Genomic DNA, 19,253 nt, shown 5'->3' on the forward strand with positions numbered 1-19,253 from the left:
GGGAGTTCAGGGAGCGCCATTGGCCTTGTTCGACAGGCCCCACACGAAGGCGGTCAGCACATGGATCTGCGCGTCGGTCAGGCGACCCTGCTGCGCCGGCATCTGGTTGGTCTTGCCGGTGTTGATGATCGAGATGATCGCCTCCTGCCCGTAGCCGTGCAGCCAGATCTTGTCGGCGAGATTGGGCGCGCCCAGGGCCGGGTTGCCGGTGCCTGCCGCGCCGTGGCAGGCCGCGCAGGCGCTGAACTTGCTCTTGCCCAGGCCCGCGCGCACCGAGTCGTGCGGGCTGCCGGACAGGCTGAGCACGTAGTTGGCCACGTTCTTGACGTCGTCCGTGCTGCCGACGGCCTCGGCCATCGGCGGCATCACGCCGGTGCGACCCTGCGTGATGGACTCCTTGATCTTGTCCGGCGTGCCGCCGTGCAGCCAGTCGCGGTCCGCGAGGTTCGGGAATCCCTTGCTGCCCCGGGCATCCGAGCCGTGGCACTGGGCGCAGTTGTTGAGGAACAGGCGCTCGCCGATCGCCATGGCCGCCGGCTCGCCCGCCACGCGCTCCACCGGCATGGCGGCGAAGCCGGCATACACGGGCTCCAGCTGGCGCCTGGCGCTTTCCTGGTCCTTGCTGTACTCGCTCTGCGTGCTCCAGGCCAGCTCGCCCTGGTAGCTGCCCAGGCCCGGGTAGGCCACCAGGTAGCCGATGCCGAAGACGATGGTGATGACGAACAGCCCCATCCACCAGCGCGGCATGGGGTTGTTGGCTTCGCGCAGGTCCTCGTCCCACACGTGGCCGGTGGTGCCGTCGGCACTGCCGGGCGTGCGGGACCGCGCCACCACCCAGAGCAGCAGCGCGCAGAGCAGGATGCTCGCCAGCGTGGCGATGGCCACGTAGTTCGACCAGAAGCTGCTGAAAAAATCGCTCATGGTTGTCTTTCAGTGTTTCGGGTCTGTCAGTCCTGCTCGAAAGGCAGTCGGCTGGCGTCCTCGAAGGCGCCGGCGCGTCGGCGCGACCAGGCCCAGGCGAGGATGCCGAGGAAAGCGGCGAAGGAGACCAGGGTGGCCACGATGCGCAGGGTGGTGATGTCCATCTGGGCGCTCCTCACTTCACGGCCAGGCCGAGGGACTGGAGGTAGGCCACGACGGCATCCATCTCGGTCTTGCCCTTGACCTCCGCCGGTGCCTTGGCGATCTGCTCGTCGGTGAAGGGCACGCCCACGCGGCGCAGCGCCCGCATGTGCTCGGCGGCGGCAGCGCCGTCGACCATCGCCTTCTCCAGCCAGGGATAGGCCGGCATGTTCGATTCGGGCACCAGGTCGCGCGGGTTGACCAGGTGGATGCGATGCCACTCGTCGCTGTACTTGGCGCCCACGCGATGCAGATCGGGGCCGGTGCGCTTGCTGCCCCACTGGAAGGGATGGTCGTAGACGAACTCGCCCGCCACCGAGTAGTGGCCATAGCGCAGGGTCTCGGCCCGGAAGGGCCGGATCATCTGGGAATGGCAGTTGTAGCAGCCCTCGCGCACGTAGACGTCGCGGCCGAGCACCTGCAGCGGCGTGGGCGGATTCATGCCGGCCACGGCCTCGGTGGTGGAGCGCTGGAAGAACAGCGGCACGATCTCCACCAGGCCGCCGACGGCGACGACGAGCAGGATCAGTACCACCATCAGGAAATTGCTGGTCTCGACCTTCTCGTGCGAGAAGCCGGACCCGGAAGAAGAAGAAGAAGAAGAAGAAGAAGAGCTCATCGTTGTTCTTTCTCAGCTGATTTCTCAGGTCAGTGCGGCCGCCGGCTGGGGAATGGGCGCGCGCGCCGAGCGACCGGACACGACCGTCATGAGGACGTTCCAGGCCATCAGGACCATGCCGGCCAGGTAGAGCAGGCCGCCGAGCACCCGTACCACGTAGTAGGGATAGGTGGCCTTGACGCTCTCCACGAAGGTGTAGGTCAGCGTGCCGTCCGGGTCGACCGAGCGCCACATCAGGCCCTGCATCACGCCGGCGATCCACATGGCGGCGATGTAGAGCACGATGCCGACGGTGGACATCCAGAAGTGCAGCTCGATGGCCTTGACGCTGTACATCTCGGTGCGGCCGTACATGCGGGGGATCAGGTAGTAGAGCGAACCCATCGAGATCAGGCCGACCCAGCCGAGCGCGCCGCTGTGTACGTGGCCGACGGTCCAGTCGGTGTAGTGCGACAGCGCGTTGACCGTCTTGATCGACATCATGGGCCCCTCGAAGGTCGACATGCCGTAGAAGGACAGCGACACGATGAGGAAGCGCAGAATCGGGTCGGTGCGCAGCTTGTGCCAGGCGCCCGACAGGGTCATGATGCCGTTGATCATGCCGCCCCAGCTCGGCGCGAGCAGGATCAGCGAGAACACCATGCCGATGGACTGCGTCCAGTCCGGCAGCGCCGTGTAGTGCAGATGGTGCGGGCCCGCCCACATGTAGGTGAAGATCAGCGCCCAGAAGTGGACGATGGAGAGCCGGTACGAGTACACCGGCCGGCCGACCTGCTTGGGGATGTAGTAGTACATCATCCCGAGGAAGCCCGCGGTGAGGAAGAAGCCGACCGCGTTGTGGCCGTACCACCACTGCACCATCGCGTCCTGCACGCCGGCATAGGCCGAGTAGCTCTTCATCCAGCCCGCCGGCATGGCCGCGCTGTTGACGATGTGCAGCAGCGCCACGGCGATGATGAAGGCGCCGTAGAACCAGTTGGCCACGTAGATGTGGCGCACCTTGCGCGTGCCGATGGTGCCGAAGAAGACGATGGCGTAGGCCACCCACACCAGCGCGATGAGGATGTCGATCGGCCATTCGAGTTCGGCGTATTCCTTGCCGCTGGTGTAGCCCAGGGGCAGGCTGATGGCTGCCGCCACGATCACGGCCTGCCAGCCCCAGAAGACGAAGGAGGCCAGCCTGGGCGCGAAGAGACGTGTCTGGCAGGTGCGCTGCACGACGTGGAAGCTCGTCGCCATCAGTGCGCAGCCGCCGAAGGCGAAGATCACCGCATTGGTGTGCAACGGACGCAGCCGCCCGTAGCTGAGCCATGGGATGCCGAAGTTCAGCTGCGGCCAGGCCAGCTGTGATGCGATGACCACGCCGACGAGCATGCCGACCACCCCCCAGACCACGGACATGAGGGCGAACTGCCGCACGACAGTGTCGTCGTAGATGGCAGGAGAAGAGTTGGACGTGTTCATTTCATGGCCTTGTCGTGCATGTCTTCGAGTGTCCCGGCCATGCGCGCGCAGGGATTTGATACAGATCAATCCCGGTGCAGGATGCGTTCGCCTTCGCCTTCGATGTCCTCGAACTGGCCCTGCTCCACCGCCCACCAGAGCCCGCCGAGGATGGCCAGCACGAGCACCACGGAGAGGGGAACGAGCAGGAAGAGGATGTCCATCAGCAGCCCCCGCTTTCGCTCTTGCCGGCCGGCAGCGCCAGGCGCGCCGCGTTGAAGACCACCGCCAGAGAACTCGCGGCCATGCCGAGCCCTGCCAGCCAGGCGGGCAGCCATCCGGCGAGGGCCACGGGCACGCACAGAGCGTTGTAGCCCGCGGCCCACCAGAGGTTCTGCCGCACGACACGCAGGGTCCGGCGGGCCTGCGCCACCGCCGCGGGCACCGCTCCGAGCGCGCCGCCGAGGACGACGAAGTCGGCACGCGCCTGGGCCAGCGGGACCGCGTTGCCCATGGCGAAGGAGGCGTCCGCATGGGCGAGCACCGGCCCGTCGTTGAGGCCGTCTCCCACCATGCCGACGCGGTGGCCTTCGGCCTGCAGCTCCCTCAAGGTGCCGAGCTTGGACTCGGGGCTGCAGTCGCCCTGCACGGCGTGGATGCCCGCTTGCCGACCGATCTCGCACGCCGCGGCCGCGCGGTCGCCGGACAGCAACCGCACCGCCAGCGCCTGGGCTTTCAAGGCCGCGACGGCATCGCAGGCATCGGGACGCAGTTCCTCGTTCAGCACGAAGCTGGCGATCCATCCTTTCGGATCGCTCAGGTGGATCTGCGCGGACTCGATGTCAAGGGGCTGGACGCCGCAGAACGCGGCCGAACCCAGGCGCAAGCGCCAGGCTTCGGCGTCCGCGAGGCCACGGCGCCGCACCCTCCCTTCCAGGCCCAGGCCGCCGTGCTCGGTGACCTGGAGCAGCTCCCATGCGGGCGGCGATCGGAACTGCGCCGCCCATGCCGCCGTCATTGCACGCGAGGCGGGATGCAGGGAGCGCTGGCCGAGCGCGGCGGCCAGTTCCACCGCATCGCCGGGCCGCATGCCCTGGCGGCAGTAGACCCGGCCCAGGCGCGGCGTCTCGCCGGTCAGGGTGCCCGTCTTGTCGAAGACGAGGGTGTCGATGGCCGCGAGCGCTTCCAGCGCCTGGAGGTTGCGCACCATCACGCCGCGTCGTGCCAGCGCGCCGGCGCTCGCGAGCATGGCGGCCGGCGTGGCGAGGGAGAGCGCGCAGGGACAGGTCACGATCAGGACCGACACCGCCACCATCAGCGCCTTGCCGGGGTCGATGTGCCACCACAGCGCGGCCGCAGCGGCGGCAGCGGCCAGCACCGCGGCGAGGAAAGGCCGCGCTGCGCGATCCGCAAGGCGGGCCAGGCGGGGCTTCTGCAGCGAGGCGTTCTCCATGAGCGCCACGATCTGCGCGAAGCGGGTGTCGTCGCCGACGGCATCGATGCGCACCCGCACGGCCGACGACAGGTTGTGGCTGCCGGCCAGCACCCGCGCACCGCAGCCGCGCGACACCGGCCGCGATTCGCCGGTGAGCAGCGCTTCGTCGGCGGCGGTTTCGCCTTCGAGCACCACCCCGTCGGCGGGAAAGGCCTCGCCGGGCAGCACGCGCACCACGTCGCCCGCGGCCAGGCGGCGCACGGCGACGCGCGTGAATTCGCCGTCGGCGCCCAGCCGCTCCACGCTGTCGGGCAGGCGGTTCATCAAGGCTTCCAGGGCACCGGCGGTACGGTCGCGCAGACGCGCTTCCAGCCAGCGACCCGTGAGCAGGAAAAAGACGAACATGGTCAGCGAGTCGAAGTAGACCTCGCTGCCCAGCGGGCCCGTCGGATCGAAGGTGGCCGCCGTGCTGACGACGAAGGTGATCGCGATGCCGAGCGCGACCGGCAGGTCCATGCCGACGCGGCGCGCCCGCAGATCGCGAAGCGCGCTGCGGAAGAAGGGGCTGCACGAAAACAGCAGCACCGGCAGCGTCAGCACCCAGGAGGCCCAGCGCAGCAGCTGGGCTGCGTCCGCCGTCATGTCGCCGGGCTCGGCGACGTACGCCGGGTAGGCGTACATCATGACCTGCATCATGCAGAAGCCCGCGACGAGCCAGCGCCACAGCGCCAGCCGCGCCTCGCGCGTGCGGCGCGCGCGCAGGAAGAGGTCGGCCGCAGGCAGGAGGCGGTAGCCCGCGGCGGCGCTGGCCGCGAACCAGCGCGAGGGCTTCACCGCGGCCGCGGACCAGACCACGCGCGCACGCCGGGTGGCGGCGTTCACGTCCACCTCGAGCACGCCGGGCACCTGCGACAGGGCGTTTTCGACCGAGAAGGCGCAGGCCGCGCAGTGCATGCCTTCGACCACCACCTGCGATTCCCAGCGGCCGCCCTGCCCCTCGTCGCCCTGCCCGTCCACCGGGCGACCGAACGCGGGCCACTCCGCAGGATCGTCGAGCAGCGCCCAGGCGGCGTGCTGGGGCGGCGTGGCGTGCGGGGAAGAAGAAGGCGAGGCCGACGATGGCGCCGCCGGCTGGAAGGCAGCTTGCATGCTTCGAGGCTAGGGCGCGGCAGGGGCGTGGGGCTTGATCTGGATCAAGGCGCGGACCACGCTGCCGCGCCGACTCTCAGGCGGCGGCCCCCAGGCCGATCGGCGCGGGGACCACATTGACGATGCGCGTGAAGAGCTGCCGGTACTCTTCGTCGGGTTCGCAGCCCGTCAGAGGGTCGCGGTTGCGAGCGAAGGCTTCGTCCAGGTCCGCCCAGTCCTCCGGGGTGAGGACGCGCTCGGCCAGCGGCAGGATCTCGCGCTCTTCCATCGCCATGTGCGCCAGGTAGAAGTCGACGTACTGGTCGACGGCTTCCTCGAACTCGCGCCGGCGCGCCTCGCCCATCATCTCGAAGGCCAGCAGCGCATGCTCGACGTGACGGATCCTGCGCTCGCCGCGCGCATGGTCCTCGTCGAGCCGGTCGAGGAGCTCGCGCGACAGCGGCGTGCGCGCGCGCAGCTTGGGAAAGAGCAGCTCCGATTCCTTGCGGTGGTGCCGCTTCTCGGGGAACTCGTCCACGTAGAAGACCATGGCGCGCAGCGCAGCGAAGTCCGGCAAGGTGCCATGCTGGCGATGCTGCGCCAGAAGAAGCGGGATGGATCGCAGCATGGCGGACAGAGCGCCGTGTTCCTCGCGAATGATTCTGGTGGTGGCATGGGTCATGGGGTCTCCTTCTGGCAGGCAGGCCGGGCTCTCGCGGCGCCGTCTGCGCGTGTGTACGTGTGTGCCGTGGTGCCGGAATGGTCGCCTGCGCCGCGACGGCCGACCTTGCGCTAGCGCAAGCTTTGCGTCGCCCGCCCCCCGCGGCGCCGTGACCTCGACGAAAGCTTGCCCTACGTCAACACGCGCGCAGGGCAGCAGGTCTAAGCTTGTCGATCGCCGCACCACGCGACGCATGGAACCGACAAGGAGGCCAGCACGATGAGCGCACAACCCGGGGCCTTTGATTCGCAGGACGACAGCTTGCCGAACCCGGCCGAAGAACTCTGCACGGAGGACGAGGTGGTCCGGCTGGTCCACGCCTTCTATGCCAGGATCCGCGAGGACCCGGTGCTGGGGCCGATCTTCGATGCGCGCATCAAGGACTGGGACCGGCATCTCGCCAAGCTGGTCGACTTCTGGTCTTCCACCCTTCGCGGCACGGCGCGCTACAGGGGCGCGCCCATGCCGGTCCACGCCGCCCTGCCGGGGCTCACGCCCTGCCTCTTCCATCGCTGGCTCGCGCTGTTCCGCGACACGACCCAGGCGCTGGGCAATCCTGCCTTGCAGCGGCGCGCCGACGAACTCGCGCATCGCATCGCGGGCAGCCTGTGGCACGGCTACACGAAGCGGAAAGAACCCGGGCACGGCGATGGCCGTGAGGTCCACCGGGCCTGATGCGCCAAGGCGTTGCGCCGCGACTTGATTGATCCAGATCAACCACGAAGTCCGGCGCACCGCTACGCTGAAAACGCTCCCTCCTTATCTCTACACAGCATGCCTACCATCGCGCTGGCTCCGCCGCCGCCCACCGAAAGACCGACGAGCCCCGTTTCCTCCCAGACCCTGGCGCGCCTGGACGTGGCCGGGCCCCGCTACACCTCCTACCCGACGGCGGACCGCTTCGTCGAGGCCTTCGGGCCGGCCGACTACGCGGACGCCGCACGCCAGCGCCGCCTGGGCATGAGCGCCGGCAGGGCGCCGCTGTCGCTCTACGTACACATCCCCTTCTGTGCATCGCTTTGCTACTACTGCGCCTGCAACAAGATCATCACGCGCCACGCGGAACGTGCGCGCGAGTACCTGCAGTACCTGGGCAAGGAGATCGCGCTGCAGGTCGAGCAGATCGGGGCCCGGGCGCCGGTGAGCCAGTTGCACCTCGGCGGGGGCACGCCCACCTTTCTCGATGACCAGGGGCTGAGCGAACTGATGCGCATGCTGCGCGAGGCCTTCACGCTGGCGCCGGACGGCGAATACGCCATCGAGATCGATCCGCGCACCGTCGACGCCAAGCGCCTGGCACATCTCTCGCGGCTGGGCTTCAACCGCCTGAGCTTCGGCGTGCAGGACTTCGAGCCCGAGGTGCAGCGCGCCGTGCATCGGATCCAGCCCGCGCAGCAGGTGTTCGACCTGATGGCTGCGGCGCGCGCGCAGCACTTTCTTTCGGTCAACTGCGACCTGATCTACGGCCTGCCCCGGCAGACGCTCGACTCCTTCGATCGCACGCTGGCGCGGATATGCACGCTGCGGCCGGATCGCGTCGCGCTCTATGCCTATGCGCACCTGCCCGAGCGCTTCAAGCCGCAGCGCCGGATCGCCACAGAGGAGTTGCCCGGCGCGGCAACCAGGATCGAGATGCTGTCACGCTCCATCGCCGCACTCACCGCGGCAGGCTATGTGTACATCGGGATGGACCACTTCGCCTTGCCGACCGACAGCCTCGCGATCGCGAAGCGGCAGGGACGGCTGCACCGGAACTTCCAGGGCTACAGCACCCATCCGGACTGCGACCTGGTCGCGCTGGGTGTCTCGGCCATCGGCAAGCTCGGCGGCACCTACAGCCAGAACGCGAAGTCGCTCGAGGACTACTACGACGACCTGGACCAGGGAAGGCTGCCGATCGCACGCGGCCTCGCGCTCACACGCGACGACGTGCTGCGCCGCAGTGTCATCATGGCCATCATGTGCCAGGGCTACGTGGACTTCGAATCCGTCGGCATCGCCCATCTCATCGACTTCAAGGCGTACTTCGCGGCCGAGATGGCTGGCCTGGAACCGATGGAAACCGGCGGCCTGGTGCACATCACCGAACGCGATCTCACGGTGACCGACACGGGATGGTTCTTCGTGCGCGCCGTCGCCATGGTCTTCGACCGCTATCTGCAGTCGGACCGCAAGCGGGCCCGCTTCTCTCGCATCATCTGAGCTGCCGCGCGAGCGGGCGCGGCGGGCTTGCGCCACGGCTTCTCAAGACTTCCTTGCCGCAGCCATGGCGCGCGCGCGCAGGTCGCGCAGCAGCGGCGGCGCCGCGACCGCCATCAGCAACGCCGAGAGCGGGACGGTCGAAGAGAAGCCGATGGCCTTGAAGGCGGTGGCACCGACAAGGCCGCCCACGAAGAAGAGCCCGAGGATCGTGGCGTGGATGGCCAGCTTGTCCCGGTCGGCACGAACGAAATGCTCCAGCTTCGCATCGCGGGTGCGGTTCCAGTAGAGCAGCCGTCCCAGCTCGATACCGAGGTCGGTCACGATGCCGGTCATGTGCGTCGTGCGGATCTCGGCCTTGGAGATCTTGGTGACGATGGCGTTCTGCAGGCCCATGATGAAGCACAGCAACAGGACCGTCGAGGATACGAAGACATCGACGTAGAGTTCCAGGTTGGCGCCGAGCAGGCCGAAGATCAGCAGCAGCAAGGCCTCGACCAGAAGGCTCAAGGCGAATTCGCTGTGGAGTTCGCGCCGGCGCGCCCAGTGCACCAGCCCCGCCGTCGTGGCTGCACCGAAGAGAAACGCAAGCAAGGCACAGACGCCCGCCATGGCGAGGGCGAACTGCCCGAGGACCAGGTCATCGGCCACGGAAGAGATGATGCCGGTCACGTGAGAGGTGTAGCGCTGCACCGCCAGGAAGCCTCCGGCATTGACCGCGCCGGCCACGAACGCGAGCAGACCGCCCAGTTGCCGGTTGGCACGCCGCGTGCGCACCCTGTGCGCGAGACCCTGGATGGCAGGCAACATGTGAGCGGCGGACGAAACAAGGGCGTCCGGTCAGTGAAACCGGACGCCCTTGGACGTTTTGTTGGTCGGTGTGAAAGGATTCGAACCTTCGACCCCTTGCACCCCATGCAAGTGCGCTACCAGGCTGCGCCACACACCGAAGCTCGCCATTATAGCCCGGGCTTTTCAGTGATTCGGGCTGAGCAACTCACGAATTTCATAAAGCTCGCGTCTCAGCCGCGCCAGTTGCGACATGTCGAAGGTCGGACGTTCCGCATCGTCGTGCGCTTCGTGGTCCTCCTGCAGTGCGGCCTCGAACTCTTCGCGATCGATCTCGACCGCTTCCATGCCTTCGAGCGGCACGTCCCCGGCCTTGCGGCGCTCGCGCTCGAACTGCACCATCTCCTGCAGCTTGTTGCGCGCACCACTGATGGTGAAGCCCTGGTCGTAGAGCAGGTCGCGGATGCGGCGGATCATCAGCACCTCGTGGTGCTGGTAGTAGCGGCGGTTGCCGCGCCGCTTCATCGGACGCAGCTGCGTGAATTCCTGTTCCCAATAGCGCAGCACGTGCGGCTTGACGCCGCAAAGCTCAGCGACCTCACCGATGGTGAAGTAGCGTTTGACGGGGATCGGGGGCAGGAGCGTTTTCTCCATTGAAATCAAGACGGTGCGCGGGAAACCTGAGAGGTTACTCCACGCAGCGCACGAGTCCAAGTACCGTGGGTACCAACAGCATCAACTATTCGGCCCCGAGATTCCACTCCACCTCCTGCGAGGCGCCCTCGTCGGCGCTCCCCTGGATCTGCTCCTTGAGCTTGGCGCTGGCGTGGAAGGTGGCGACGCGGCGCTCGCCGATCGGGATGGCTTCACCGGTGCGCGGGTTGCGCCCCGGTCGCGGCGCCTTGGTGCGGATCTGGAAATTGCCGAAGCCCGAGATCTTGACGTCCGTGCCCTCGATCAGGCTGCGCGCGATCAGGTCGAAGAAGGCCTCGACCATGTCCTTGGACTCACGCTTGTTGAGGCCGATCTGTTCGAACAGCAGATCGGCCAGGTGCGCCTTGGTGAGCGCCGGCGTTTCCAGAGCTTCGAGCGTGAAATCCATGAGCTTCATACCCGCAGATGCGCGCCGAGCCGCGCGCTCAGTTGTTCGAGGATGGCCGCCACGGCCGCCTCGACCTGCTCGTCGGTCAGCGTCGCGCCATCGCTGTTGAAGCGCAGCCGCACGGCCATGCTCTTCTCGCCGCGCGCCAGCCCACCGGGGCCCGTCGGCGTGTCGCGACCGACCGGGGGCCGGTAGATGTCGAACAGCACGGCATCGCGCAGCAGCGCCGGATCGGCGGCCGCGCGGATGGTACGCATCAAGGCATCGTGCGTGATGGCTTCGCCCACGACGACGGCGATGTCGCGTTCCACCGACTGATGCTTGGGCACCGGTCGGGCAGCGGGCACGGGCCGCGCGTTGACGGCATCGAGCGCGAGTTCGAACACAACGGGCGCCTGCGGGAACTCCCACTGCTGGCGCCAGCGCGGGTGCAGTTCGCCGATCACACCGACCGGCCGGCCATCCAGCAGCACGCGCGCCGCACGGCCGGGATGCAGCGCCGGATGCTCGGCCGCTTCGAAGGTGGGCACACGGGGCGCGAGCAAGGCCTCGACATCGCCCTTCACGTCGAAGAAGTCGACGCGCTGGGGCTTGCCGTCCCAGCGCTCGGCCTCGGCATCGCCGAAGGCCAGGCCGGCCACGCGCATCGGCTGGTGCACACCCTTGACCGTGCTGTCCGTGGTGGCGACCGTGTCGTCGCGCAGGAACACGCGGCCGATCTCGAACACGCGTACACGCGGGGCGCGGCGGTCGAGGTTGAACTTCAGAACCTGGAGCAGCGAGCCGATCAGCGAGGAGCGCATCACGCTCATCTGGCTGGCGATCGGGTTCAGCAGCTTGATGGGATTGGCATTGCCCGCGAGCTGCTGTTCCCAGTGGGCCTCGACGAAGCTGAAGTTGATGGTCTCCTGGTAGCCCAGCGCGGCGAGCCGGTGCCGCACCGCGAAGTTGCTTCGCTGCGCTTCAGGCTTCGCGCGGGCGGTGATGGGCGCCAGGGGCGCCACCGTGGGCAGGTTGTTGTAGCCGATGAGGCGGGCGACCTCTTCGATCAGATCCTCCTCGATCAGCAGGTCGAAGCGATGCGGCGGCGGCGTGACCACCAGGGTGCCCTCGCCCTCCTCGATCGGAAAGCCGAGCCGGCGCAGGGCATCGCGGCACTGGGCCTGGGTCAGCGGCATGCCGATCACGCGCGCGGCACGGGCCACCCGCAGCGTGACGGAACGGGCCTCGGGCTGGCGCAGGGTCTTGTCGTCGATCGGGCCGGGCTGGCCACCGCAGATCTCGAGGATCAGGTGCGTGACGCGGTCGATGATCTGCACGGTGCGGCTCGGGTCGACGCCGCGTTCGAAGCGATGGCCCGCATCGGTCGAGAAGTTGAAGCGGCGTGCCCGGCCCTGGATCGCTTCGGGCCACCAGAATGCGGCCTCGACGTAGATGTTGCGCGTGTCGTCGGACACCGCGGTCGCATCCCCGCCCATGATGCCGGCCAGCGACTCCACGTTGCCGTGCCCGTCGGCGATCACGCCGACCTTCGCATCCAGAGTGACCGTGTTCCCATTGAGCAGCTTGAGCTGCTCGCCCGCCTTGGCCCAGCGCACGACCAAACCGCCGTCGATCTTGTCGAGATCGAAAATGTGGCTGGGTTGGCCGTACTCGAACATGACGTAGTTCGAGATATCGACCAGCGGCGACACGCTGCGCTGCCCGCAGCGCGCCAGGCGCTCCACCATCCAGGCCGGCGTCTTGGCCTGGGTGTCGACGCCGCGCACGATGCGGCCGGAGAAACGGCCGCACAGATCGGGAGCCTCGACCTGGACCGGCAGTTTGTCGTCAACGGCCACCGTCACCGGCGGGATCGCCGGCGTCTTGAGCGGCGCACCCGTCAGCGCTGCCAGCTCGCGGGCGATGCCGTAGACGCTCAGGCCGTGTGCGAGGTTAGGCGTCAGCTTGAGCGTGAGCAGGATGTCGTCGAGCTTGAGCAACTCGCGCACGTCCGCACCGATCGGCGCGTCGGCCGCAAGCTCGAGCAGGCCGCCGTGGTCCTCGCTGAGCTTGAGCTCGCGTGCCGAGCACAGCATGCCTTCGCTTTCGACGCCGCGCAGCTTGCCCAGCTTGATCTTGAAGGGCTGGCCGTCCTCGCCGGGCGGCAGTTCGGCGCCGACCAGCGCCAGCGGCACCTTGATGCCGGCGCGCGCATTGGGCGCGCCGCAAACGATGTTCAACAGCCTGCCCTGCCCCGCGTCGACCTGGCACACGCGCAGCCGGTCGGCATTGGGATGCTGCGCCGCCTCTCTGATCTCGCCGACCACGACCCGGCTGAAGGGCGGCGCGGCCGGGCGGCGCTCTTCGACTTCGAAGCCGCCCATGGTGAGCGTCTCGGCGAGGGCTTCGCTGTCGATCGGCGGGTTGCAGAACTCACGCAACCAGGACTCGGGGAATTGCATCTCGCGTTCTCGTTCTGTCGTCTGTTTACTGGAATTGGCTCAGGAAGCGCAGATCGCCGTCGAAGAACAGGCGCAGGTCGTTCACGCCGTAGCGCAGCATGGTGAGCCGGTCCGGGCCCATGCCGAAGGCGAAGCCGATGTAGCGCTCCGGATCGAGGCCCATGTTGCGCACCACCTGCGGATGGACCTGGCCCGCGCCCGACACCTCGAGCCAGCGGCCCGCCAGGGGGCCCGTTTGAAACTGGATGTCGATCTCCGCGCTCGGTTCGGTGAACGGGAAGAAGCTGGGCCGGAAGCGCAGCACCAGGTCATCGGTCTCGAAGAAGCTGCGGCAGAAGTCGGTGAAGACGACCTTCAGGTCCTTGAAGCTGACGTTCTCGCCCAGCCACAAGCCTTCGCACTGGTGGAACATGGGGGAGTGGGTGGCGTCGCTGTCGACGCGGTAGGTGCGCCCCGGCGCGATCACGCGGATCTCGGGCGCCTTGACGGTGCCGGTGGAGTCGGCGGCCGCGGCCTCGAACTGTGCCGCGTATTTCTTGATGTGCTGATGCGCATAGCGCACCTGCATCGGACTGGTGTGAGGACGCAGGTTGTAGGGGATGCCATCCTCGCCGTGAATGTCGACGTAGAAGGTGTCCTGCATCGAGCGCGCAGGATGATTCGGCGGATTGTTCAGCGAGGTGAAGCTGTGCCAGTCGCTTTCGACCTCGGGGCCATCGGCGACATCGAAACCCATGCTGGAGAAGATCGCCTCGATGCGCTCCATGGTGCGGCTGACGGGATGCAGGCCACCCCCCGCACGCCGGCGGCCAGGCAGCGTCACGTCGAGCGCTTCCGCGTGCAACTGGACCGCGAGTTCTTCGTCGGCAAGCTGCTGGCGGCGTTCGCCCAGGGCCGCCTCGATGGCCTGCTTGGCCACGTTGATCGCAGCGCCACGTGACTTCTTCTCGTCGACGCTGAGGGCGGCCATGCCTTTCATCAGCTCGGTGATACGGCCGGACTTGCCCAGGAACTGGGCTTTGGCGTTCTCGAGCTCGGCCGGGGCCTTGGCTTCGGCAAAGGCCGCACGTGCGGTTTCGACCAGGGAGTCCAACTCGTTCATGGAAATTCTTGGAGACGTGAAGTGAAAGAGGCCGGCCCGCGAATAAAAAAGGGCTGGAGCCCTTTCAAGCGCCAGCCCTTGTAGCCGTGGGCGCAGGCCACCACCCGAAGGCGGCGACCTGCTTGCGGGATCAAGCAGCCAGCTTGGCCTTGACCTGCTCCACGATGCCGGCAAAAGCGGCCTTGTCGTGCACGGCAATATCGGCCAGGACCTTGCGGTCGATCTCGATACCGGCCTTGCGGATGCCGTTGGCGAACTGGCTGTAAGTCAAGCCCAGTTCACGCGACGCGGCATTGATACGTGCGATCCACAGTTGGCGGAAAACGCGCTTCTTGGTACGGCGGTCACGGTAGGCGTATTGCCCGGCCTTCATCACCGCCTGCTTGGCGATGCGGAAGACATTGCCGCGGCGGCCGCGGAAACCCTTGGCGAGTGCGAGAACCTTCTTGTGGCGGGCGCGGGCCGTAACACCACGTTTGACGCGAGGCATGTGTGTACTCCTTGTTCGTCGTGTTAGATGCCGCTGCCGGGCAACATGGCGGCCATCGAGACCATGTTGGTCTCATGCACTGCCGTGGCACCACGCAAGTGACGCTTGTTCTTGGTGGTCTTCTTCGTCAGGATGTGACGCTTGAAGGCTTGACCGCGCTTGACGGTGCCACCGGGACGAACGCGGAAACGCTTTTTCGCGCTGCTCTTGGTCTTCATTTTGGGCATGTGAATGCTCCTATCTTTTGTGCTCGTGAGGCGCCGGGGAATGATTCCCACGGACTTGTCGGCCCCGAGACACTTCTTCATCTCGCCGCTGCCTGCACCCTGGAGCGCGGGCAGCAGCGAAATCCCTTCAAAACTCCATGACAGCCACAGCGGCTCAAGCCGCCGCAGGCGTCGCCGACGCGTCGGCCGCCGACTTGACGGCCCCGCCGCCCTTCTTCCGGCCCGGCGCGATCATCATGATCATCTGCCGGCCTTCCAGCTTGGGGAACTGCTCGACGACGATGCTGTCGCCGAGTTCGTCGCGAATGCGCTGCAGCAGCGCCAGCCCCAGTTCCTGGTGCGTGATCTCGCGCCCCCGGAAGCGCAGCGTGATCTTGCACTTGTCGCCGTCATCGAGAAAGCGCCGGATGTTGCGCATCTTGATGTTGTAGTCGCCTTCGTCCGTGCCCGGACGGAACTTGACTTCCTTGACCTCGATGACCTTCTGCTTCGATTTCGCTTCAGCGGCCTTCTTCTGCTCGTGGTACTTGAACTTGCCGTACTCGATCAGGCGGCAGACCGGCGGATTGGCCGCCGCAACCACCTCCACGAGGTCCACGTCCTGCTCACCGGCCAGCCGCAAGGCCTCGGCAAGACTCACGACACCCAATTGCTCGTTGTCGGGCCCGATCAGGCGAACTTCCGGGGCCATGATCTCCCGGTTCAGGCGGTGTTGGCGTTCCTCGCGGTGGCGGCGGTCGCGAAATGCAGTAGCGATGGTCAGGGTCCTTCAAATCATTTGCTACAAAATTTGTAGCGAACACCGTTCAGTTCGCACCCACAAGCGGCCTGATTGTTGAAATCAGCCTTTGAACCGGTTGAAATTCAAAGCTTGTGTTGGATGTCGTGGGCGATCTTCTGTGAGAACGCCTCTACCGACATGACACCGAGGTCAAGATTGCCCCGGGCGCGCACTGCGACGGCACCTGCTTCCTTTTCTTTCTCGCCTACGACAAGGATGTAGGGAAGCTTTTGCAACGAATGCTTCCGTATTTTATACGTAATCTTTTCGTTGTGAAGATCGAGTGAAACTCTAAGCCCTTGATTTTGCAACGTTTTCGCAACCTGAGATGCGTATTCCGCCTGTCCCTCACTGATGTTGAGCACCGCGACATGCACCGGCGCCAGCCATGCTGGCAAGGCGCCGGCGTGGTGTTCGATCAGCATGCCGATGAATCGCTCCAGGCTCCCGACGATCGCGCGATGCAGCATGACCGGATGCGCCCTGCCGCTCGTTTCCGTCACGTACTCGGCGCCCAGGCGCTCGGCCATGTTGAAGTCCACCTGCATCGTGCCGCATTGCCAATGGCGTCCGATGGCATCGCGCAGCGTGTACTCGATCTTGGGGCCGTAGAAGGCCCCTTCGCCAGGCGAGATCACGAATTCCACGCCGGAGCGGCGCAGCGCCTCCATGAGCGCGTTCTCGGCCTTGTCCCAGAGCTCATCGGAGCCGATGCGGTTGTCGGGCCGCGTCGCCACCTTGTAGAGGATGTCCTTGAAGCCGAAGTCCGCATAGACCTTGAGCAGTTGCCCGGTGTAGGCCACACACTCGTCCAGGATGTGGTCCTCCGTGCAGAAGATGTGGCCGTCATCCTGGGTGAAGCCGCGCACCCGCATGATGCCGTGCAGCCCGCCCGAAGGCTCGTTGCGGTGGCATTGGCCGAACTCGCCGTAGCGGATCGGCAGGTCGCGGTAACTGCGCAGATCGCTCTTGAAAATCAGCACGTGGCCCGGGCAGTTCATCGGCTTGAGCGCGTAGTCGCGCTTCTCCGACTCGGTCGTGAACATGTTCTCACGGTAGTTCTGCCAGTGGCCCGTCTTCTCCCACAGGCTCTTGTCGAGGATCTGCGGGCCCTTGACCTCCTGGTAGCCCGTGTCGCGATAGACCTTGCGCATGTACTGCTCGACCGCCTGCCAGATCGCCCAGCCCTTGGGGTGCCAAAAGACCACGCCCGGGGCGACCTCGTCAATGTGGAACAGGTCCAGTTCCTTGCCGAGCCGGCGGTGGTCGCGCTTTTCAGCCTCCTCGATGCGGCGGATGTAGTCGTCGAGCTGCTTCTTGTCGGCCCAGGCCGTGCCGTAGATGCGCTGCAATTGCTCGTTGCGTGCGTCGCCGCGCCAATAGGCCCCGGCCAGCTTCGTGAGCTTGAAGACCTTGAGAAAGCGCGTGTTCGGCACGTGCGGACCGCGGCACATGTCGACGTACTCCTGGTGGTAGTACAGGCCCATCGCCTTCTCATCGGGCATGTCTTCCACCAGCCGCAGCTTGTAGTCCTCGCCCCGGCCCCTGAAGACTTCGATGACCTCGTCGCGCGGCGTCATCTTCTTGATGACGTCGTAATCCTGGGCGATCAACTGGCGCATGCGCGCCTCGATGGCCTCCATGTCCTCGGGCGTGAAGGGGCGCTCGTACGAGATGTCGTAGTAGAAGCCCTCTTCAATGACCGGTCCGATCACCATCTTCGCCGTCGGGTAGAGCTGCTTGACCGCGTGACCGACCAGGTGGGCCGTCGAGTGGCGGATGATTTCCAGGCCCTCTTCGTCCTTGGGCGTGATGATCTGCAGCTTCGCGTCCTGCTCGATCAGGTCGCTCGCGTCCACCAGGCGGCCGTCGACCTTGCCGGCCACCGTCATCTTGGCCAGGCCAGGGCCGATGGACTTGGCTACGTCGGCCACGGAAACCGGGCCTGGAAACTCGCGGCGCGAGTTGTCGGGAAGCGTGATCTGGATCATGGAAAAACCTCGGCGGAAAAACAAAAAGCGCGGTCCGGGGACCGCGCTTCGGTGTTGAGCATCAGGCGCTGGAGCCTTCCAGCATGCGCGGCCTACCGGCCCTTTCCTTCACGGAAGAAGCCGCTCAGTCCTTGCGGAGTAGTTCGCGGTGTCATAACCAGGATGCCTTTCTCGCCCTTGTTGCTGCGCTGACGGAAGCTCGCGATTCTAGCCGCTGCGATCAGGATGCGGGCGCCGCGTTCTTCAGTCCCAGCACCTCGATGGGCTCGATCGAGGGCGGGCGGGCGAACAACTCGGGGGCCTTCGCCATCAGCGCCTGCGCGATAGGCCCGGACAGATGTGCCTGGCGGCCAGCCTCGTCCTCGAAGGCATCAAACACGCCGAAGGTGCTCGGCGACAGGCGCAGGGCGAACCAGATCGGCGTGGTCTTTTCCTCACGCGCCATGACGAGGCCGGCTTCGAGGAACTTCTGCACCTCGGCTTCCCTGCCAGGATTGGCTTCGAGGCGGGCGAACAATGCGTACTTGATCATGAGAGTCTCCGTTGAACCAGGCCGCGCGGGATGCGCGTCCATGACAACAACTCTAGGCACGGCACGGGGTTCGACCTATTGGCATTCTTGACATCTTTGCTACTGTTATTGCCATGAGGATCAACCTGCTCGCACTCGATGGCGTGTTCGATACCGGGCTGGCCACGGTGCAGGATGTCTTCAGCACGGCCAATGAGTTGGCGGGCATGCTGGGCGTCGACGTTCCTCCCTTCGAGCTGCGGGTCACGGGCATGCGCAGCCGCGTCCGCACCTCCCAGGGTCTGCGCGTGCCGGTCGTGTCGTCACCCGATGCCGGCCGGCCTGATTGGATCGTGGTGCCGGCGCTGGGTGAGAAGATGCCTGAACGCCTCCAGGCGGCCTTGAGGCGACGCGACGTCGACGAAGCCGCGGCCGCTTTGCGTAGCCGGGCCGGAGACGGCGTCCGCATCGCAGCCGCGTGCATCGGCACCTTCGTGCTGGCGGAATCAGGCCTGCTGGATCAGCGCCATGCGACCACGACCTGGTGGCTGGCTTCGCTGTTCCGCCAGCGCTATCCCGCCGTGAAGCTCGACGAATCCCGCATGCTGGTGAGCTCGGGCCCCTTCGTCACCGCCGGTGCCGCGCTGAGCCACATCGATATGGCGCTACTGCTCGTGCGCCACGCCAGCCCGGAGCTCGCAGCCACCGTGGCCAAGTACCTGATCGTCGACTCGCGGCCTTCCCAGTCCGCCTACGTGATCACCGATCACCTGACGCATGCCGATCCCACCGTGCAACGCTTCGAACGCTGGGCGCGTAGCCGGTTGGCCGAGGGCTTTTCGCTCGATGAGGCCGCGGCGGCCGCCGGCACCAGCAAGCGCACCCTGGCGCGCCGCATGCGGCAGGTCCTGGGCAAGACGCCGCTGTCTTATTTCCAGGACCTGCGGGTGGAGCGCGCCGTTCACCTGCTCAAGACCAGCGACAAGAGCCTCGAGCAGATAGCCGCCCTCGTGGGCTATGTCGAGGGCGTCACCTTGCGTGCCCTGCTTCGCCAGCGCCTCGGCCGCGGCGTACGGGAACTGCGGCTGCGCGACTGAGTCCGGGTAAAAAAAATCCCCGCCGATGACTCGCGCGGGGACCGAACACTCA

General features: G+C 66.5%; 20 protein-coding genes and 1 tRNA gene. 3 read left to right on the forward strand and 18 right to left on the reverse strand.

The genetic code is table 11. From position 1 onward, the window contains the following. Positions 1-6: 6 nt before the first annotated feature. The 7 genes from ccoP to ABEA07_RS23430 form a co-directional block, all read right to left on the reverse strand. On the reverse strand, positions 7-921 hold the full coding sequence (gene ccoP, locus ABEA07_RS23400) for a cytochrome-c oxidase, cbb3-type subunit III (protein ID WP_345540889.1): 915 nt from the start codon (positions 919-921) through the stop codon (positions 7-9). A 26-nt stretch (positions 922-947) separates the two neighbouring features. Then, positions 948-1,085, reverse strand: coding sequence for a cbb3-type cytochrome oxidase subunit 3 (locus ABEA07_RS23405; protein ID WP_345540890.1), 138 nt, complete (start codon positions 1,083-1,085; stop codon positions 948-950). An 11-nt stretch (positions 1,086-1,096) separates the two neighbouring features. Then, a complete protein-coding gene (ccoO, locus tag ABEA07_RS23410; protein WP_345540891.1) occupies positions 1,097-1,741 on the reverse strand; it encodes a cytochrome-c oxidase, cbb3-type subunit II in 645 nt (214 codons plus the stop codon). Between the two features lie 24 nt (positions 1,742-1,765). Beyond that, positions 1,766-3,205, reverse strand: coding sequence for a cytochrome-c oxidase, cbb3-type subunit I (gene ccoN / locus ABEA07_RS23415; RefSeq protein WP_345540893.1), 1,440 nt, complete (start codon positions 3,203-3,205; stop codon positions 1,766-1,768). 65 nt (positions 3,206-3,270) lie between these two features. After that, a complete protein-coding gene (gene ccoS, locus ABEA07_RS23420) occupies positions 3,271-3,408 on the reverse strand; it encodes a cbb3-type cytochrome oxidase assembly protein CcoS (RefSeq protein ID WP_345540894.1) in 138 nt (45 codons plus the stop codon). After that, complete coding sequence (locus ABEA07_RS23425) at positions 3,408-5,768, reverse strand: heavy metal translocating P-type ATPase (RefSeq protein ID WP_345540896.1); 2,361 nt, start codon at positions 5,766-5,768, stop codon at positions 3,408-3,410. The genes ccoS and ABEA07_RS23425 overlap by 1 nt, the downstream gene beginning before the upstream one ends. Positions 5,769-5,844: 76 nt before the next feature. Further along, on the reverse strand, positions 5,845-6,429 hold the full coding sequence (locus ABEA07_RS23430; protein WP_345540897.1) for a hemerythrin domain-containing protein: 585 nt from the start codon (positions 6,427-6,429) through the stop codon (positions 5,845-5,847). A 258-nt stretch (positions 6,430-6,687) separates the two neighbouring features. On the opposite strand from ABEA07_RS23430, the gene ABEA07_RS23435 reads away from it, so the two are divergent. Both ABEA07_RS23435 and hemN read left to right on the forward strand, forming a co-directional pair. Further along, positions 6,688-7,143 carry a group III truncated hemoglobin gene (locus ABEA07_RS23435; RefSeq protein WP_345540898.1) on the forward strand — a complete coding sequence of 152 codons (456 nt, stop codon included), beginning with the start codon at positions 6,688-6,690 and terminating at the stop codon, positions 7,141-7,143. Between the two features lie 99 nt (positions 7,144-7,242). Next, entirely contained in the window at positions 7,243-8,670 is a 1,428-nt protein-coding gene (gene hemN, locus ABEA07_RS23440) for an oxygen-independent coproporphyrinogen III oxidase (RefSeq protein WP_345540900.1), read from the forward strand. A gap of 42 nt (positions 8,671-8,712) precedes the next feature. Here hemN and ABEA07_RS23445 read toward each other — a convergent pair whose 3' ends face one another. The 11 genes from ABEA07_RS23445 to ABEA07_RS23495 form a co-directional block, all read right to left on the reverse strand. Continuing rightward, a complete protein-coding gene (locus tag ABEA07_RS23445; RefSeq protein WP_345540901.1) occupies positions 8,713-9,477 on the reverse strand; it encodes a YoaK family protein in 765 nt (254 codons plus the stop codon). A 62-nt stretch (positions 9,478-9,539) separates the two neighbouring features. Next, a tRNA-Pro gene (locus ABEA07_RS23450) sits at positions 9,540-9,616 on the reverse strand. Between the two features lie 26 nt (positions 9,617-9,642). Further along, on the reverse strand, positions 9,643-10,110 hold the full coding sequence (locus tag ABEA07_RS23455) for a MerR family transcriptional regulator (RefSeq protein WP_345540902.1): 468 nt from the start codon (positions 10,108-10,110) through the stop codon (positions 9,643-9,645). 85 nt (positions 10,111-10,195) lie between these two features. Next, positions 10,196-10,567: an integration host factor subunit alpha gene (locus tag ABEA07_RS23460; protein ID WP_345540903.1), complete on the reverse strand. Its 372-nt coding sequence runs from the start codon at positions 10,565-10,567 to the stop codon at positions 10,196-10,198. Further along, the gene (gene pheT, locus ABEA07_RS23465; RefSeq protein ID WP_345540905.1) at positions 10,564-13,002 is read right to left on the reverse strand and encodes a phenylalanine--tRNA ligase subunit beta; all 2,439 of its coding nucleotides are present in this window, start codon (positions 13,000-13,002) and stop codon (positions 10,564-10,566) included. The genes ABEA07_RS23460 and pheT overlap by 4 nt, the downstream gene beginning before the upstream one ends. Before the next feature lie 25 nt (positions 13,003-13,027). Then, positions 13,028-14,104 carry a phenylalanine--tRNA ligase subunit alpha gene (gene pheS / locus ABEA07_RS23470; protein ID WP_345540907.1) on the reverse strand — a complete coding sequence of 359 codons (1,077 nt, stop codon included), beginning with the start codon at positions 14,102-14,104 and terminating at the stop codon, positions 13,028-13,030. Between the two features lie 130 nt (positions 14,105-14,234). Then, entirely contained in the window at positions 14,235-14,594 is a 360-nt protein-coding gene (gene rplT, locus ABEA07_RS23475; protein ID WP_028253492.1) for a 50S ribosomal protein L20, read from the reverse strand. Positions 14,595-14,617: 23 nt separating this feature from the next. Then, entirely contained in the window at positions 14,618-14,821 is a 204-nt protein-coding gene (gene rpmI / locus ABEA07_RS23480) for a 50S ribosomal protein L35 (protein ID WP_028253491.1), read from the reverse strand. A 154-nt stretch (positions 14,822-14,975) separates the two neighbouring features. After that, the gene (gene infC / locus ABEA07_RS23485; RefSeq protein WP_345541399.1) at positions 14,976-15,584 is read right to left on the reverse strand and encodes a translation initiation factor IF-3; all 609 of its coding nucleotides are present in this window, start codon (positions 15,582-15,584) and stop codon (positions 14,976-14,978) included. Positions 15,585-15,685: 101 nt separating this feature from the next. Then, positions 15,686-17,593, reverse strand: coding sequence for a threonine--tRNA ligase (thrS, locus tag ABEA07_RS23490; protein ID WP_345540909.1), 1,908 nt, complete (start codon positions 17,591-17,593; stop codon positions 15,686-15,688). A 220-nt stretch (positions 17,594-17,813) separates the two neighbouring features. Continuing rightward, positions 17,814-18,125 (reverse strand): putative quinol monooxygenase, encoded by a 312-nt coding sequence (locus ABEA07_RS23495; RefSeq protein ID WP_345540911.1) that lies wholly within the window; start codon positions 18,123-18,125, stop codon positions 17,814-17,816. Between the two features lie 113 nt (positions 18,126-18,238). Between ABEA07_RS23495 and ABEA07_RS23500 the strand changes: the two genes are divergently transcribed. Further along, complete coding sequence (locus ABEA07_RS23500; RefSeq protein ID WP_345540912.1) at positions 18,239-19,201, forward strand: GlxA family transcriptional regulator; 963 nt, start codon at positions 18,239-18,241, stop codon at positions 19,199-19,201. Positions 19,202-19,253: the final 52 nt, after the last annotated feature.

Origin of the sequence: Variovorax defluvii (assembly GCF_039541515.1) — a bacterium.
Lineage (GTDB): Bacteria > Pseudomonadota > Gammaproteobacteria > Burkholderiales > Burkholderiaceae_C > Variovorax > Variovorax defluvii.